General features: G+C 62.2%; 19 protein-coding genes. 11 read left to right on the top strand and 8 right to left on the bottom strand.

Annotated elements, in window-relative coordinates:
• Positions 1-41 precede the first annotated feature (41 nt).
• The 3 genes from rpsA (at position 42) to AC0ZZU_RS14815 (ending at position 2,528) form a co-directional block, all read left to right on the top strand.
• Positions 42-1,718 (top strand): 30S ribosomal protein S1, encoded by a 1,677-nt coding sequence (gene rpsA / locus AC0ZZU_RS14825; protein ID WP_158460158.1) that lies wholly within the window; start codon positions 42-44, stop codon positions 1,716-1,718.
• A gap of 250 nt (positions 1,719-1,968) precedes the next feature.
• Complete coding sequence (ihfB, locus tag AC0ZZU_RS14820; protein WP_158460159.1) at positions 1,969-2,268, top strand: integration host factor subunit beta; 300 nt, start codon at positions 1,969-1,971, stop codon at positions 2,266-2,268.
• 17 nt (positions 2,269-2,285) lie between these two features.
• Positions 2,286-2,528, top strand: coding sequence for a DUF1049 domain-containing protein (locus tag AC0ZZU_RS14815; RefSeq protein ID WP_476341679.1), 243 nt, complete (start codon positions 2,286-2,288; stop codon positions 2,526-2,528).
• A gap of 63 nt (positions 2,529-2,591) precedes the next feature.
• On the opposite strand, the gene AC0ZZU_RS14810 is transcribed toward AC0ZZU_RS14815, so the two are convergent.
• Entirely contained in the window at positions 2,592-3,185 is a 594-nt protein-coding gene (locus AC0ZZU_RS14810) for a nitroreductase family protein (protein WP_476341678.1), read from the bottom strand.
• A 149-nt stretch (positions 3,186-3,334) separates the two neighbouring features.
• Between AC0ZZU_RS14810 and AC0ZZU_RS14805 the strand changes: the two genes are divergently transcribed.
• Together AC0ZZU_RS14805 and AC0ZZU_RS14800 are read left to right on the top strand one after the other, a co-directional pair.
• The gene (locus AC0ZZU_RS14805) at positions 3,335-3,784 is read left to right on the top strand and encodes a YcgN family cysteine cluster protein (protein WP_476341676.1); all 450 of its coding nucleotides are present in this window, start codon (positions 3,335-3,337) and stop codon (positions 3,782-3,784) included.
• A gap of 55 nt (positions 3,785-3,839) precedes the next feature.
• Positions 3,840-5,054 carry a hypothetical protein gene (locus AC0ZZU_RS14800; protein ID WP_476341790.1) on the top strand — a complete coding sequence of 405 codons (1,215 nt, stop codon included), beginning with the start codon at positions 3,840-3,842 and terminating at the stop codon, positions 5,052-5,054.
• 3 nt (positions 5,055-5,057) lie between these two features.
• Here AC0ZZU_RS14800 and AC0ZZU_RS14795 read toward each other — a convergent pair whose 3' ends face one another.
• From AC0ZZU_RS14795 to AC0ZZU_RS14785, 3 genes are all read right to left on the bottom strand, one after another.
• Entirely contained in the window at positions 5,058-5,420 is a 363-nt protein-coding gene (locus AC0ZZU_RS14795; RefSeq protein WP_476341674.1) for a DUF2892 domain-containing protein, read from the bottom strand.
• 66 nt (positions 5,421-5,486) lie between these two features.
• Positions 5,487-5,957, bottom strand: a complete 471-nt coding sequence (locus tag AC0ZZU_RS14790; RefSeq protein ID WP_158460164.1) for an RNA methyltransferase — start codon at positions 5,955-5,957, stop codon at positions 5,487-5,489.
• A gap of 48 nt (positions 5,958-6,005) precedes the next feature.
• Complete coding sequence (locus AC0ZZU_RS14785) at positions 6,006-6,377, bottom strand: YajD family HNH nuclease (RefSeq protein ID WP_476341673.1); 372 nt, start codon at positions 6,375-6,377, stop codon at positions 6,006-6,008.
• Between the two features lie 132 nt (positions 6,378-6,509).
• On the opposite strand from AC0ZZU_RS14785, the gene AC0ZZU_RS14780 reads away from it, so the two are divergent.
• A complete protein-coding gene (locus AC0ZZU_RS14780; protein WP_476341671.1) occupies positions 6,510-6,794 on the top strand; it encodes a hypothetical protein in 285 nt (94 codons plus the stop codon).
• 31 nt (positions 6,795-6,825) lie between these two features.
• Here AC0ZZU_RS14780 and AC0ZZU_RS14775 read toward each other — a convergent pair whose 3' ends face one another.
• A complete protein-coding gene (locus tag AC0ZZU_RS14775) occupies positions 6,826-8,877 on the bottom strand; it encodes a S9 family peptidase (RefSeq protein ID WP_476341669.1) in 2,052 nt (683 codons plus the stop codon).
• A gap of 105 nt (positions 8,878-8,982) precedes the next feature.
• Here AC0ZZU_RS14775 and AC0ZZU_RS14770 point away from each other — a divergent pair, with 105 nt between their 5' ends.
• The 3 genes from AC0ZZU_RS14770 to AC0ZZU_RS14760 are packed head-to-tail and all read left to right on the top strand — an operon-like array spanning position 8,983 to position 10,805.
• A complete protein-coding gene (locus tag AC0ZZU_RS14770) occupies positions 8,983-9,477 on the top strand; it encodes an MFS transporter (protein WP_476341667.1) in 495 nt (164 codons plus the stop codon).
• A 14-nt stretch (positions 9,478-9,491) separates the two neighbouring features.
• The gene (locus AC0ZZU_RS14765) at positions 9,492-10,265 is read left to right on the top strand and encodes a class II glutamine amidotransferase (protein WP_476341665.1); all 774 of its coding nucleotides are present in this window, start codon (positions 9,492-9,494) and stop codon (positions 10,263-10,265) included.
• An 18-nt stretch (positions 10,266-10,283) separates the two neighbouring features.
• Positions 10,284-10,805: a DUF2937 family protein gene (locus AC0ZZU_RS14760; protein ID WP_476341663.1), complete on the top strand. Its 522-nt coding sequence runs from the start codon at positions 10,284-10,286 to the stop codon at positions 10,803-10,805.
• Positions 10,806-10,820: 15 nt separating this feature from the next.
• Here AC0ZZU_RS14760 and AC0ZZU_RS14755 read toward each other — a convergent pair whose 3' ends face one another.
• From AC0ZZU_RS14755 to AC0ZZU_RS14745, 3 genes are all read right to left on the bottom strand, one after another.
• Positions 10,821-11,999, bottom strand: coding sequence for a vWA domain-containing protein (locus AC0ZZU_RS14755; RefSeq protein WP_476341661.1), 1,179 nt, complete (start codon positions 11,997-11,999; stop codon positions 10,821-10,823).
• A gap of 13 nt (positions 12,000-12,012) precedes the next feature.
• Positions 12,013-12,858 carry an AAA family ATPase gene (locus AC0ZZU_RS14750; RefSeq protein WP_476341660.1) on the bottom strand — a complete coding sequence of 282 codons (846 nt, stop codon included), beginning with the start codon at positions 12,856-12,858 and terminating at the stop codon, positions 12,013-12,015.
• A 138-nt stretch (positions 12,859-12,996) separates the two neighbouring features.
• Positions 12,997-14,070, bottom strand: coding sequence for an AsmA family protein (locus AC0ZZU_RS14745; protein ID WP_476341658.1), 1,074 nt, complete (start codon positions 14,068-14,070; stop codon positions 12,997-12,999).
• A 128-nt stretch (positions 14,071-14,198) separates the two neighbouring features.
• Here AC0ZZU_RS14745 and cysK point away from each other — a divergent pair, with 128 nt between their 5' ends.
• Together cysK and AC0ZZU_RS14735 are read left to right on the top strand one after the other, a co-directional pair.
• A complete protein-coding gene (gene cysK, locus AC0ZZU_RS14740) occupies positions 14,199-15,173 on the top strand; it encodes a cysteine synthase A (RefSeq protein WP_476341657.1) in 975 nt (324 codons plus the stop codon).
• Positions 15,174-15,345: 172 nt separating this feature from the next.
• Positions 15,346-16,281: an aspartyl/asparaginyl beta-hydroxylase domain-containing protein gene (locus AC0ZZU_RS14735; protein ID WP_476341656.1), complete on the top strand. Its 936-nt coding sequence runs from the start codon at positions 15,346-15,348 to the stop codon at positions 16,279-16,281.
• The last annotated feature ends 15 nt before the right edge of the window (positions 16,282-16,296 follow it).

Below are 16,296 nucleotides of genomic sequence, written 5' to 3'. Positions count from 1 at the left end.
GCTGATGGGCGTCTGTTTCGCCCGAATCTACAGGAATTAAAATGAGCGAAAGCTTTGCAGAACTCTTTGAAGAAAGCCTGAAATCCCTCAACCTTCAGCCTGGTGCGATCATCACCGGTATCGTTGTCGACATCGACGGCGACTGGGTGACCGTTCACGCTGGCCTGAAATCCGAGGGCGTCATCCCGCTCGAGCAGTTCTACAACGAAGCTGGCGAGCTGACCATCAAGGTCGGTGACGAAGTTCACGTTGCGCTGGACGCGGTCGAAGACGGCTTTGGCGAAACCAAACTGTCCCGTGAAAAAGCCAAGCGCGCCGAGTGCTGGATTGTTCTGGAAGCAGCTTTCGCCGCCGAAGAAGTGGTCAAGGGCGTTATCAACGGTAAGGTTAAAGGCGGCTTCACTGTCGACGTTAACGGTATCCGTGCGTTCCTGCCAGGTTCGCTGGTTGATGTCCGCCCAGTGCGCGACACCACCCACCTCGAAGGCAAAGAGCTGGAATTCAAGGTCATCAAGCTGGACCAGAAGCGCAACAACGTTGTCGTTTCCCGTCGCAGTGTCCTGGAAGCCGAAAACAGCGCCGAGCGCGAAGCTCTGCTGGAATCGCTGCAGGAAGGCCAGCAGGTCAAGGGTATCGTCAAGAACCTCACCGACTACGGCGCATTCGTGGATCTGGGCGGCGTCGATGGCCTGCTGCACATCACCGACATGGCCTGGAAGCGTATCAAGCACCCGTCGGAAATCGTCAACGTTGGTGACGAGATCGACGTCAAGGTCCTGAAGTACGATCGCGAGCGCAACCGCGTTTCGCTGGGTCTGAAGCAACTGGGTGAAGATCCATGGGTTGCTATCAAGGCTCGTTACCCAGAAAGCACCCGCGTCATGGCGCGCGTCACCAACCTGACCGACTACGGCTGCTTCGCTGAGCTGGAAGAAGGCGTTGAAGGCCTGGTGCACGTTTCCGAAATGGACTGGACCAACAAGAACATCCACCCGTCGAAAGTCGTACAAGTCGGCGACGAAGTGGAAGTCATGGTTCTGGACATCGACGAAGAGCGTCGTCGTATCTCCCTGGGCATCAAGCAGTGCAAGTCGAACCCATGGGAAGACTTCTCTGGCCAGTTCAACAAGGGCGACAAGATCTCGGGCACCATCAAGTCGATCACCGATTTCGGTATCTTCATCGGCCTGGACGGCGGCATCGACGGTCTGGTTCACCTGTCGGACATCTCCTGGAACGAAGCCGGCGAAGAAGCCGTGCGTCGCTTCAAGAAGGGCGACGAGCTGGAAACCGTCATCCTGTCGGTTGACCCAGAGCGCGAGCGTATCTCCCTGGGCATCAAGCAGCTGGAAGACGATCCGTTCTCCAACTTCGTTGCTGTCAACGACAAAGGCGCTATCGTAAAAGGTATCGTTAAAGAAGTTGACGCCAAGGGCGCCATCATCACCCTGGCCGACGACATCGAAGCCACTCTGAAAGCTTCCGAAATCAGCCGTGACCGCGTAGAAGACGCGCGTAACGTCCTGAAGGAAGGCGAAGAGATCGAAGCCAAGATCATCAGCGTCGACCGCAAGAGCCGTGTCATCAGCCTGTCCATCAAATCGAAGGACGATGCTGAAGAGCGCGAAGCTATCCAGAGCCTGAAAGACGCTCCAGAAGCTGCCGCCGACACCACCATGGCCGCGCTGCTGCGCCAGGCTATGGCCAAACAGAACTAAGTTCTGATTGGAAGAAAAAGGGCGACTTCGGTCGCCCTTTTTCATGCCCGCAGTTTCCCGCCGTATCCATCCCCATCTCCGGTCGCTTGCACGTCCTTGCCATTCATCCGCACGCACAAACCCGTTCAGCATCAAGACCCTTCATCTTGAATTTTCCAATCAAGTCAAGACTCGCCCTGTTCAAATCCTCCCGAGCGTGCTACAAACAATCAGAGCAATGATCTAGCTGCTTGATAAAGAAGGGAAAAATATGACGAAGTCGGAGCTGATCGAACGTATTGTCACCCATCAAGGGCTACTCTCGTCCAAGGACGTCGAGCTGGCCATCAAGACCATGCTTGAACAGATGTCTCAATGCCTCGCCACCGGCGATCGCATTGAAATCCGCGGTTTCGGCAGCTTTTCCCTGCATTACCGCGCCCCTCGCGTTGGGCGCAATCCAAAGACCGGCCAGTCCGTCAGCCTCGACGGCAAGTTCGTGCCGCATTTCAAGCCCGGCAAGGAACTCCGCGACCGGGTCAACGAAGAAGATGAACACGAAATCACCTGAAGTCGGGGGAGTGACCCATGCGTAACCTGAAGCGCGTCCTCGCGGCGCTGTTCGTATTCGCGCTCGCCGCGCTGGTGCTGTTCTTCGTACTGGAGAACCAGCAAGCCGTAGGGCTCGTCATGTTTGGCTGGACGGCCCCGGTGGTGCCGGTAGCGGTGCCAGTGATCGCCGCCCTGCTTATCGGCCTTGCGGTCGGCCCGCTGCTGGGTGCCTACGGCGTACTGCGCAGCAAGCGTCGCATTCGCAGCCGTGCTGCCTAACACTTGACCAGGTTCTATCTGCCGCCGCCCATGATGGGACGGCGACAGGATGTCAGCGGTGCCTTACAGCGTGAACGTTCCTTCAGCCGCCAGCTCGCTCAGTGGGCGGCGCGGGCTGGGCACTTCGCGCGCCTGCAGTCCCTCAGCCAGGCTTGCCTTGTCGCCTCGCTTGCCGATTGCCACCATGGCATGCAGCTCATAACCCTCGGGAATCTGAAGTTCCTGGCGTGCCAGGGTCTGGTCGAAGCCGGCCATGCCGTGGGTGTGCCAGCCACTCAGGCTCGCCTGCAACGCGAGATGACCCCACGCGGAACCGGTATCAAAGGTGTGCCACAGCGCCGGGGATTCTTCGCTCGCGCCTGGGGCGGTGAACGTGGTTTTCGAGATGATCAGCACCAGCGCCGAAGCCTGCTGGGCCCAGCTGCGATTGAAGGGATTGAGCAGTTCCAGGTAGCGCTCCCACTGGGGCGTATCGCGGCGGGCATACAGGAAGCGCCAGGGCTGGGAATTGTACGCCGACGGCGCCCAGCGCGCGGCTTCGAGGAAACTCAGCAGGGTTTCCTGGCTGATCGGCTCGGCATTGAACGCGCGTGGTGACCAGCGGTTGATGAACTGTTCGTGGATGGCGTAATCGGCGACGCGAAGATTGGCGCTCATGGTTGCTCCTGCAGGAATGAATGGAAAGATCGCGGCCCACGCTACTGCCTCCGGCGAACACTGACAAGCGGTCTGGTATTGGCCGGGGACAGGCCCTAGACTGGCGCCGCCACGCCTTGGCGTACCGATTCGGACAGGACCACCGCTTGATGATTGCCAACCCCGCGCCCTTCTGGAAGCGCAAGACCCTCGAACAACTCGACCCGCAAGAGTGGGAGTCGCTGTGCGATGGCTGTGGCTTGTGCTGCTTGCAGAAGCTCGAGGACGAGGACGACAACAGCGTCTATTACACGCGCATTGCCTGCAAACTGCTCGACCTCAAGACCTGCCAGTGCAGTGACTATCCCGGGCGCTTCAAGCATGTTCCCGACTGCATCCAGCTCACACCGGGCAAGGCTGACCAGTTCAGATGGCTGCCGACTACCTGCGGTTATCGCCTGGTCAGCGAGGGTCAGGACCTGCCGAGCTGGCACCATCTGGTATGCGGTGACCGCCAGCAGGTGCATGAACAGCGTATCTCCCAGTCGGGGCGCATGCTCAGCGAGAGCGACGTGGCCGAGGACGACTGGGAAGACCATCTGATATTCCGCGCCGGTTGAGCCGCCCGGGGTTGCCGGGTTGCAACCATTGGCAACAAGGAGTTTGTGTATGCGTGTGCGTCGCTACCTGGTGCTGGCCCTGGGGCTCCTGGCCTGTATGTCCGCCTGGGCCAAGAAAGTCGACCTGGAGTATCACGTGCGCCTGTTGCCTGAAAGTGGCCAGGCCGAAGTGCTGCTGACCTTGGCTGAGGGTGCCATGGTGCGCAGCCTGGATTTCGATCTGGGCCAGAGCAACGCCTACAGCGATTTCACGTCTGACGGCCAGTGGCTGCTCAAGGAACAGGGCCAGCGAGGCATCTGGCAACCGGGGCCGGGCAAGACGAGCCTGAGCTATCGAGTGCAGCTTGACCAGCGCCAGCCCGGCGGAACGTATGAGACCCGGATCACCCCTCAATGGGCACTGTTTCGCGGCGACCAGCTCGTCCCGCCGGCACGTCTCGACCAGCACGACGGCACCGAACTGGTATCACGCCTGACCTTCGAGCTGCCCGCGGGCTGGAAGAGTATCGAAACGCCGTGGCCACGGATCGGCAAGCAGCGCTTTCGCATCGACAACGTTTCGCGCCTGTTCGACCGCCCAACGGGCTGGATGCTCGCTGGCAACAGCGGCAGTCGGCGGGCCCGACTGGGAGATACCGAAGTTACCGTCGCCGCGCCTCAGGGGCAGGGTATGCACCGCATGGACACGCTGACCTTGCTGACTTTCATCTGGCCGCAGTTGCAGGCGGTGTTCCCGCGTAATCCACCCAAGCTGCTGCTGGTCGGGGCGCGCGACGAGATGTGGCGCGGGGCGCGCAGTGCCCATCACTCGATCTACCTGCACAGCGGTCGGCCGCTGATCAGCGAGAATGGCACCAGTGCACTGCTGCGTGAACTGGTGCATCAATTCGCCCAGGTCCACGACCGGGATGGTAGCGATTGGCTCAGCGAAAGCCTGGCAGACTATTACGCAACAGTGCTGCTGTATCGCTCGGGGGGCATGAGTGAGGATCGCTACCGCGCGTTGCAGGCCCGGCTGCACAAGCAGGGAGCCAAGGTGACGCACCTGCGCGGGGATCAGGCAAGCACTCAACAGATCGCCCGTGGCTTACTGCTGTTGCAGGCCCTGGACCGCGAGATCCGCCTGCACAATCAGGAGAAGCGCTCGCTGGACGACGTGACCCGAGCCCTCATGCGCCTGCAGAGCGTCAGCACCAGCGATTTCGTGCAGATCAGCGAAAACGTCCTGGGCCGCCGCTCCGAGGTACTCGACAGCAAGCTGCTGCGCTAGAAGCTAGAGCTTGGGAGTGGTCAGCGAAGTGTTGCCGGTGACGGTGGCGGTTCGTGTCGCGGCGTCGGCGCTGGCCTTTAGCAGGGCCAGGTCGGCTGCGCCACGCTCGACATCGCCGCGAAGGCTGTCCAACTCGCTGCGGTGACGTTGCAGCCAGGCTTTGGTCGCGCATTGTCCGCGTACACCGCGCACCAGCGCCAGACCGCCGACCACCGCTTGCAAGATGCCCACCACGCCGCCGCGACGCACACCTTTGGCGAGCATCAGCGCGCCGCCGGCAAGGGAGCCCGCACGTTCCAGGCCATGGACATTATGTTCGGTCGAAGGCGTCGAATGATTCGAGATGAGGGTCGGTTTCTCAAGCATGATGATTCTCCGGTAAGGGCGATGGTTATCAGCAGACTTGCGCCCTTGCCAAAGTGTTCATTCGACTTACTTGAATTTCGGCCCGGAGCGAGTGTTCAGGCCCTTGGCCAAGCGATCGTACAGCACTACGTTGACCGTGGCGGCAAGGTTCATGCAGCCCTGGGTCGGGATATAGATGGTCTCTTCGCACCAGGCCCGCACGCTGGCATCGAGCGAACCGTCCTCGGGGCCGAAGATATAGATGGCGCGGTCCGGATGGGTGTACTCGGGCAGCGGCCGGGCACCGTCGACCAGTTCGACGGCCACCGGCGTGCAGCCCAGTGGGATGATCCGTTGCAGGTCGTCGATCCCGATGAGCGGAATATCGTAGTGCACGCGCTTGGTGTCGGTGACAAAGTCGCGGGCGCGCTCGTAGCGCTTGCCGGTGTAGAACACCGAATTGACGCCATAACAGCCCGCGGCGCGCATCACCGAACCTACGTTCTCTGCTGACTTGGGGTTGAACAGACCAATGCAGCTATAGCGTTTGTTCGCCACGTTCGATGCGCCTTCGCAAAAAAAGAACGTGATTATACGCGATTGCAGTCAATCCTTTTTGAGCAACCCCGCCAGGCCCGCGAACGGGTTGTGGGTCGCCTTGGCGATGCTCGGGGTGCTCAGCGAGCCCTCGCTGAAGTACTGCTGGTCGGTGTAGCGCGAGTGCTCGTTGTCATGGCAGTACAGGCACAGCAGCTCCCAGTTGGAGCCGTCCTGCGGGTTGTTGTCATGGTTGTGGTCGCGATGGTGCACGGTCAGCTCGCTCAGGCGCTTGCCTGCGAACTCGCGGGCGCAGCGGCCGCAGACGTGCGGATACATCTTCAGGGCCTTGTCGCGATAGCCCATTTCCTTGTCGCGCTTGGCATCGGCGAGGATGCGGTCGAGGCGGGCGGTAGCGGCGGCGTTGGAGGCCGAACTCATGGGATTTACCTTTTTCTGGTCTGGCTGATTACGGTTATACCGGTGAGTCTAGCGCGCCGTGATGCATGGCGAACAGGCAAAAGCGCGCGGTTGCAGGTAGGCTGTGAGGACGTATCCGACAGGAGGCCGCGCATGCCCCTCGCAATCATTGCAGCGCTGCTGCTTGCCGGGCTGCAGCTGGCCCACGCTGCCGAGCTGCAACCGCGCAGCATTGGCTCAGTGCCCGGCGCACCTGGCACTGCCACGCCCACGCCTTATCCGCAGATCACCCCTGTCACTCCTCCCAGGGCCGGCGACATCAAGCCGGGAGCGCCCCTGCTGCCTCCGATTCCCGTGCCCGGGCCGCCACGTGACCAGCCGTTGCCGGGTCTGCAGCATGAGCAGCCCAAGCCAAGACCCAAGCTGGATCGTCCTTGATGTCGGTTCTGGATATCAGCCACGACTGCCGTCAGACAATCCCCATCTCACCAAACACAAACGCATACTCAAGGGCCACATCCCGCAGCCCCTGATAGCGTCCGCTCATCCCGCCATGCCCTGCGCCCATTTCGGTCTTGAGCAGCAGCAGGTTGTCGTCGGTCTTGCGTGTGCGCAGCCGCGCCACCCACTTGGCCGCCTCCCAGTACTGCACTCGGCTGTCGTTGTAGCCCGCCACCACCAGCATCGCGGGATAGGCCTGGGTCTTGATGTTCTCGTACGGGGCGTAGGCCTTGATGCGCTGGTACACGTCCGGCTCTTGCGGATTGCCCCACTCGTCATACTCGGTGACGGTCAGCGGCAGCTCCGGGTCCAGCATGGTGTTGAGCACATCGACGAAGGGCACCTCGGCGATCGCCGCGCGGAACAGCTCCGGGCGCTGGTTGAGCACGGCGCCGATCAGCAGGCCTCCTGCGCTTCCGCCACTGATCGCGAGGCGGTCGGCAGCCGTGACGCCTTCGGCGATCAGGTGCTCGGCGCAGGCGATGAAGTCATCGAACGTATTCTGCTTGTGCTCCTGCTTGCCCGCGCGGTACCAGGCTTCCCCCAGCTCGCCGCCACCGCGCACGTGGGCGATGGCAAAGCCCACGCCTCGCTCCAGCAGGCTCAGGCGGGCATGGGAGAACCACGGGTCGAGGCTTTCTCCGTAGGCACCATAGCCGTAGAGGTACAGCGGCACAGGCCGGTCCAGGTCGCAGCGCCGGCGTACCAGGCTGATAGGCACCTGGATGCCATCGCCTGCCGTGGTCCACAGGCGCTGGCTGACATAGTCGTCGGCATCGAACGCACCCAGGACTGGGGTCTGCTTGAGCACTTGCTGGGCGCCGGTGTGCAGGTCCAGCTGGCGGACCTGCGCGGGACGGTTCAGCGACTCGTAGCGCAGGCGGATGCGCGTGCTGGAAAATTCCAGGCTGTCCTGTACATAGAGGCTGTAGGCCGCGTCCGGCAGCTCCACGCGATAGGCGGCAAGGCCCTGCGGGCGGACCTCGATGATAGGCAGGCCGCCTTCGCGCAGGCTCAGGCTGAGGGCAGTGGCGTTCAGGCTCAGGCCCTCGAGCATCACGGTGTCGCTATGTGGCACCAGCACCTGCCATTGCTCGCGCGAAGGCACGAGGTCAGCCGGGGCATGGAACAGCGCGAAGTTGATGCCGTCCTGGTTGCTGCGGATAAACCAGCGCCATTGGCCATCGAGCTGGCCGTGGTCGGCGAAGTACTCGTGCCCCTCGACACGCGGGGCCAGGCAGGTGAATGCGGCCTGTGGGGTTTCGGCATCCAGCACCCAGGCTTCGCTGGTGGTCTTGCTGTTGAGCAGCAGCACCAGCTGGCGCTCGGAGCTGGTGCGGTAGCAATGCAGGAAGAACCGGCCGTCGGGCTCCTCGAACACCTGCTCGGCGCTGTCCTGGCCCAGGCGGTGGCGCATCAGGCGCCACGGGCGGTGAGTGTCGTCGAGCTCGGCGAAGAACAGCGTCTGGCTGTCATTGGCCCAGGTCATGCTGCCGTCGCAGTCCTCGAAGGGCAGTTCGGTGACGGCGTCAGAGGCCAGGTCCTTCACGTACAGGGTGTAGACCTCGTCGCCCGTGGTATCCAGGCTGTAGGCGAGCAGGCGATGGTCCTGGCTGATGCTGAACGTGCCAAGCGAGAGGAAGCCGTGGTTGGCCAGCGCATTGGGGTCGAGCAGCAGTTGCTCCCGTGACGGGTCGACGCTGTTGGAATCGTCGGCCGGACGTGGGCAGCGGTAGTGGCGGGGGTATTCGTCACCCGCAGTGGTGCGGGTGTAGTACAGCCACGGCCCCCAGGGGGAGGGCAGCGACAGATCGGTCTCGAGGATGCGGCCCTTGATCTCCTCGAACAGCTGCTGGCGCAGGGGAGCCTGATCGGCCAGCAGCGCTTCCTGATAGGCGTTCTCCGCCTGCAGGTAGGCCAGCACCTCGGGCGTGTCGCGTGCCTGCAGCCAGGCGTAGGGATCGGGCCCCGGGTCCTGGTGGGCGATCGGGGCATGGGGAGCGGTATTGTTGGCTGGCATGCGGGGCTCTCTTGGCTGGAATTGCCACACGGGCTTGGATAAGGGCGCCTGTGCACGCAAAAGTGTTTATGATAAGCGCCTCTTCGCCTGGCTTGCACGAACACCATGACCGAGAACGATTACTTGATGGCCTGGGGCTTGTACGCCGTGGCTGCCCTGGGTTGCCTGCTGGTAGGCTTTCGCCTGACCCGCTGGATGTGGCGCTGGTTGCGCGAACCTCTGCGCGTAGTGATGGCCGTACTGTTGCTGACGCCGACCATCATCGATCCGGTCAAGGAAAGCTTCGCCCCTGCGATCGCGATCACTGCCCTCGACCTGCTGTTCAAGGTAGGTAACAACGCCTGGCGCGCGGCGTCCGACCTTGCCATGTACGGAATGATCGCGTTCGGTCTGTACTTGATCTTTGTACTGCTGCGCTGGCCGCTTGAAAAGCGTGCCCGTGAGCGCCGCGAGCTCGCCGAGGCCGCCGCTGCCCGCGACGCTGCCCAGGACGTGGTGGCAGACGAGCCCTTCGCCGCCGACCACCGCGACCGCTATCAGGACCCGCAACCTGCGATGCCGGGCGCCACCGGCCGTGGCCGGGTCGAGCCCAAGCTATAAGTCGGAGCCAAGCCATGTGTGAACTGCTGGGCATGAGTGCCAACGTCCCGACCGATATCGTGTTCAGCTTCACCGGCCTGATGCAGCGGGGAGGGCGTACCGGCCCGCACCGCGACGGCTGGGGCATCGGATTCTATGAAGGGCGCGGCCTGCGCCTGTTCCAGGACCCGGCGGCGAGCAGCGAGTCCGAGGTCGCCAACCTGGTGCAGCGTTACCCGATCAAGAGCGAAGTGGTCATCGGGCATATTCGCCAGGCCAACGTGGGCAAGGTCTGCCTGACCAATACCCACCCGTTCGTGCGCGAACTCTGGGGCCGGAACTGGTGCTTCGCGCACAACGGCCAGCTTGCCGGCCTCAACGGGCAGGTCAGCTTCTACCGCCCGGTGGGCGACACGGACAGCGAAGCGGCGTTCTGTGATCTGCTCAACCGCGTGCGTTCTGCGTTTCCCGAGCCTGTCGAGGTCGAACAACTGCTCCCTGTGCTGGTCGAATCTTGTGCGGAGTACCGCGGCAAGGGTGTGTTCAACTGCCTGTTCAGCGATGGCGACTGGTTGTTCTGCTTCTGCTCGACCAAGCTCGTGCACATCACCCGGCGCGCGCCATTCGGTCCGGCGCGGCTCAAGGATGTCGATGTGATCGTCGACTTCCAGGCCGAGACCACCCCCAATGACGTGGTCACGGTGATTGCCACCGAGCCGCTCACCGAAAACGAGACCTGGCACCGCTACACGCCAGGTCAATGGGCCCTGTGGCGGCATGGCGAGTGCGTCGCCCAGGGACAGAGCTGAAGCCAGGGAAGTCGCATCATGTTCAGAAGTTACCTGCGGTTGCTGCTGTTCACCTTTGGGCTGCTGGCTGGCATCCAGGTCCCGGGCCTGATCACCGACTACACCCAGCGCGTGCAGGCGCACCTGCTGGAATCGCGCGAAGCGCTCAAGGGTTTCGAGCAGACCGCCCAACGCTTCTTCAACGGTGACCTGCAGGCACTGGTGCGGCATTACCGCAGCAGCAACGACCCGGTGTTCAACAGCGATGCCAACAGCATCGAGAGCATCCTGATCCGCAACCAGACGTTCGAACGTGAATGGCGGATTCTCCAGGGCCCCTGGCTGGCGCGCACCTGGCATGTGCTGGTGACCCCGGACACACAGCTGCGCGATGAAACGCTCAAAGGCTACAGCTACCAGGTCCTGCTGGTGCCCGAAGCGGTTGCCTGGGGGCTGAGCTGCGGCCTGCTGCTGGCGCTGGTCATCGAGAGCGTGTTGATGCTGCTGGCCTGGGCCGCGCTTGGCGGACGGCGCAAGGTGGTGAAGGAGAGCTGGCGCTAGCCAGCCCCGGGGCGCTTATTTCGACAGGAATTTCATCCCGTCCTCCAGTCCCTGCAGCGTCAGGGGAAACATCCGCTGCTCGACCAGCTCCTGCACGAGATGCGTCGATGCTGTGTACCCCCAGGTGTCCTTGGGGTACGGATTGATCCAGATGAGCTTTCCGAACTTCTCCATGAACCGCTGCATCCACACATAGCCCGCCTCTTCGTTCCAGTGCTCGACACTGCCGCCGGGCTGGGTGATCTCGTACGGTGCCATGGCCGCGTCGCCCACGAAGATGACTTTGTAATCGTCGCCGTACTTGTGGAGCAGGTCGAACGTCGAGAAACGTTCGGAAGTGCGGCGCAGGTTGTTCTTCCACACCGACTCGTAGACGAAGTTGTGGAAGTAGTAGTACTCAAGGTGCTTGAACTCGGTCTTGCACGCCGAGAACAGCTCTTCACAGACTTTGACGTGGGCGTCCATCGAACCGCCGATGTCGAACAGCAACAGCAACTTGACGCTGTTGCGCCGCTCGGGGCGCATCTGGATATTGAGCAGGCCGGCATCACGGGCGGTGTGGTCGATGGTGCCATCAATGTCCAGCTCCTCGGCCGCGCCCTGGCGTGCGAACTTGCGCAGGCGGCGCAGGGCCAGCTTGATGTTCCGCGTGCCGAGCTCAACCTGATCGTCGAGGTTCCTGTATTCGCGCTGGTCCCAGACCTTCACGGCCTTGCCCTGACGCTGTCCTGCCTCGCCGACGCGGATCCCCTCGGGATGGTAACCGCCTGAGCCGAATGGACTGGTACCACCGGTGCCGATCCACTTGTTGCCCCCGGCGTGGCGCTCCTTCTGTTCTTGCAGGCGTTGCTTGAACGCTTCGATCAGCTTGTCCAGCCCACCCAGGGACTGGATCTGCGCGCGCTCTTCCGGACTGAGTGACCGCTCGAATTCCTTGCGCAGCCATTCTTCGGGAATCAAGGCTTCGAGGTGGCGGTCCAGGTGCTCAAGGCCGTTGAAGTAAGCCGAGAACGCACGGTCGAATTTGTCGAAGTGCCGCTCGTCCTTGACCAGGATTGCGCGTGCCAGGTAGTAGAACTCGTCCATGTCGGCAAAGATGACCCGCTGCTGCAGGGCATTGAGCAGATCGAGCAGTTCGCGCACGGACACCGGCACCTTGGCCGCGCGCATTTCATTGAACAGATTGAGCAGCATGGCCCGGCTCCCGTCAGCGGTTGCCGCGCCGGCTCATGAACGCCAGGCGTTCGAGCAGTTGCACGTCCTGTTCGTTTTTCACCAGGGCGCCGGCCAGCGGCGGGATTGCCTTGGTCGGATCGCGCTCACGCAGTACGGCTTCGCCGATGTTGTCGGCCATCAGCAGCTTGAGCCAGTCGACCAGTTCTGAAGTGGAGGGCTTTTTCTTCAGGCCCGGCACCTTGCGGACATCGAAGAACACGTCCAGTGCCTCGCTGACCAGAGACTGCTTGATGGTGGGGTAGTGGACGTCGACGATCTGCTGCAGCGTGTGGCGGTCGGGAAAGGCGATGTAGTGGAAGAAGCAGCGGCGCAGGAAGGCATCGGGCAGCTCCTTCTCATTGTTCGAGGTAATGATGATGATCGGGCGATGCCTGGCCTTGATGGTTTCGTCGGTCTCGTAGACATAGAACTCCATCTTGTCGAGCTCTTGCAGCAGGTCATTGGGGAACTCGATGTCGGCCTTGTCGATCTCGTCGATCAGCAGGACGACCCGTTCGTCGGCCTCGAATGCTTCCCAGAGCTTGCCCTTCTTCAGGTAGTTGCGCACGTCGTGGACCTTGTCCACGCCCAGCTGCGAGTCACGCAGGCGGCTGACCGCATCGTACTCGTAGAGACCCTGATGGGCCTTGGTGGTGGACTTGATGTGCCAGGTGATCAAGCGGGCGCCGAAGGAGTCGGCCAGTTGTTCGGCAAGCATGGTCTTGCCGGTCCCCGGCTCGCCTTTGACCAGCAGGGGACGCTCGAGGGTGATCGCCGCGTTGACTGCCAGTTTCAGGTCGTCTGTGGCGACGTAGTCGCGGGTGCCTTCGAACTTCATGAACCTGTCCTCTGGAAAGGGCGCCGCAGGGCGGGGCCTTGAGTATTGGAATTGTCATTGAGGACTATAGCGCGGCGTCTGCCCGGCTGTGAACGTGCATGGGCCATTCAGTCCCTGAATGACCCGTCACCCGGTGACTCAGTCGGACTTGGGTGATTCTTGCTCATACCGCGCACTGAACGCCTGGACGAAACCATTGCGCAGAATCTGCAAGAAAGCCTCGAAGGCGCTGATGTCGCTCTTATGCACGCTGCCGCTGAGTTCGACGCGGGTAGCAAACTGGTTCTTGCGCTGGTTCTTCAGCACCGTTTCAGTGCCGCCAACCACGGCTTCCCAGATCGAGCGGAAAAACCCCTTGTCCTCGTCCTTGACGTCCTGCTGCCAGTTGAACACGTCCACATCCCGCAACAGAGGCTTGATATAGCCACTGAGCTGGGCGTCCTTGGCCTGGGCCTCGATGACCACGTCGCCGTGACCGGCATTGAAGTCGAACTTGCCGTAGGCACTGGCGAAATCGTTGAGTCGACGCAGCTGGATGCCATTGGCGCGCAGGCGGAAATCGAAATCCTCGAACTCGCTGAACGGGTCGAAGGTCGCGCGCGTCTCGACCCGGGCATCTCCCAGCATGCGGGCGGTGGCTTCGAAGCTGGCATCGCGGCGGCCCTTGACGTCCTTGACGTTGGTCAGGTTGCGGATGCTGGCCTGCAGTTCGGTGGCCTTGAGGTCGACCGGGGGCTTGGAATTGAAGTTGCGGAAGGTCAGGGTGCCGTCGTCGATGCGCACTTCGTTGAGGGTGACGGGCAACAGCTTGTCCAGCTGCTGGCGCCAGTCCGTACCCTGACCGGTCTGGGAGGCCTGCTTGCTGCCACCATCGACGAAGTTGAGCACCGGTTTGACGAACGCGACCTCGGCCACCACGGCGTGGTCGTACCACAGTGCATGCCAGCTGACCGAAATATCGATCAGCGGCGCCTGTACGAACGGCACCGGCACCTTGCCGGTGGTCTTGACGATTTCCAGGCCATTGATCTGGTACGCGCCTCGCCACCACGCCAGGTCGACGTCGGTGACCTGGCCACGGTAATCGCCCATGTCGGCGAGTTTGTCATTGAGGTAGTCGCGCACCAGTCCCGGCAGCGCCAGATGCAGCGCAACGAGCAAGACGACAAGGCTTGCCAGCCCTATCAGAGGCCAGCTGTAGCGGCGTTTCATGGACAGTTCTCCGGCAGGTGACCGATCGGTTGACCGTTGTCTGCGGCGGGGAGTTCGACGGGGTAGACGACTTCTCGCGGCAGGCTTACCCTTTGGGTTTTCCGCACGGTGTAATAGGAACCCCTGTCATGAGCCGCATCTTTGCTGACAACGCGCATTCCATCGGCAACACGCCGCTGGTGCAGATCAACCGCATTGCCCCGCGCGGGGTGACCATCCTGGCCAAGATCGAAGGGCGCAACCCTGGTTACTCGGTCAAGTGCCGGATTGGCGCGAACATGATCTGGGATGCCGAAGGCAGCGGCAAGCTCAAGCCTGGCATGACCATCGTCGAGCCCACTTCGGGCAACACCGGCATCGGCCTGGCCTTCGTCGCCGCCGCCCGCGGCTACAAGCTGATGCTGACCATGCCGGCCTCGATGAGCCTGGAGCGCCGCAAGGTGCTCAAGGCCCTGGGGGCCGAGCTGGTGCTGACCGATCCGGCCAAGGGCATGAAAGGCGCGATCGAGAAGGCCGCCGAGATCGTCGCGAGTGATACCGCTCAGTACTTCATGCCCGGCCAGTTCGACAATCCGGCCAACCCGGCGATTCATGAAAAGACCACCGGCCCCGAGATCTGGAACGACACCGACGGCGCAGTGGACGTACTGGTGGCGGGCGTGGGCACTGGCGGCACCATCACTGGCGTGTCGCGCTACATCAAGCACACCCAGGGCAAGTCGATCCTGGCGGTGGCGGTCGAGCCCGAGGCTTCGCCGCTGATCACTCAGACCCTGGCCGGCCTCGAGCTCAAGCCCAACCCGCACAAGATCCAGGGCATCGGCGCGGGCTTTGTGCCCGGTAACCTTGACCTGACGGTGGTGGATCAGGTCGAGACCGTGAGCGACGAAGAGTCCAAGGCGATGGCGTTGCGCCTCATGCAGGAGGAGGGCATTCTCTGCGGGATTTCCTGCGGCGCGGCCATGGCGGCAGCGGTGCGCCTGGCCGAGAAGCCCGAGATGCAGGGCAAGACCATGGTGGTCATCTTGCCGGATTCGGGCGAGCGCTACCTGTCGAGCATGCTCTTCGCTGACCTGTTCACCGACCAGGAAATCCAGCAGTAAGCGCAGTCCTGCTGACCCCGGGCAAGGTGTAGCACGGGGCTTTGTTGCAAGATCTTCAACACTGCTGTCCAGCTCCGGATGTGTTTACCGGGGCTGGATGGGTTTATCATGTTTGGCTGATTTCGTATGCAGGCAGGCAGTGATGGCCTGATCCCTATTCAAGGAGTGTTGCATGACCTTTCCCTTTGTCGCCAAGGCGGGAGTCCTGCTGTTGTTTATCGGCAGTGTCCTGTTCGTGCACCTGCGCGGCAAGGCGCGGTTGCCGGTGTTGCGCCAGTTCGTCAACCATTCGGCGCTGTTCGCACCGTATAACGCCCTGATGTACCTGTTCTCCGGGGTGCCGTCCAAGCCGTACCTGGACCGCACCCGCTTTCCTGAACTCGACGTGCTCAAGGACAACTGGCAGGAGATCCGCGAAGAAGCCATGCGCCTGTTCGACGAGGGTTACATCCGCGCCGCCGAAAAAGACAATGATGCAGGCTTCGGCTCGTTCTTCAAGAAGGGCTGGAAGCGCTTTTACCTGAAATGGTACGACAAGCCACTGCCATCGGCCGAGGCCCTGTGCCCAAGGACCGTCGAACTGGTCAGCCGCATTCCCAACGTCAAAGGCGCGATGTTCGCCTTGCTGCCCGGTGGCAGCCACCTGAACCCGCACCGTGATCCGTTCGCCGGTTCCCTGCGGTATCACCTGGGGCTGTCCACGCCCAACTCCGATGATTGCCGCATCTACGTCGACGGCCAGGTCTATGCCTGGCGGGACGGCGAAGACGTGATGTTCGACGAAACCTACGTGCACTGGGTCAAGAACGAGACCGACGTCACCCGCGTGATCCTTTTCTGCGACGTCGAGCGCCCGCTCACCAGCCCGCTGATGACCCGTATCAACCGCAAGGTCAGTGCCTTCCTCGGCCGCGCCACCGCGCCGCAGAACACCGACGACGAGCGTGTGGGTGGCATCAATCAGGCGTATGCGTGGACCAAGCGCTTCAGCAATGTCATCAGCGCCCGGGTGAAAACGTTCAAGCGCGCCAATCCAAAAGCCTACCGTGTGCTTCGTCCGGTATTGGCGGTGGTGGTGGCGTATCTGCTGTATCGCTGGTTGTTCTGATCCAGGCCCGGCCCA

Source organism: Pseudomonas sp. JE3303, from assembly GCF_056312565.1.
This window is presented reverse-complemented; position numbering and strand designations above follow the sequence as displayed.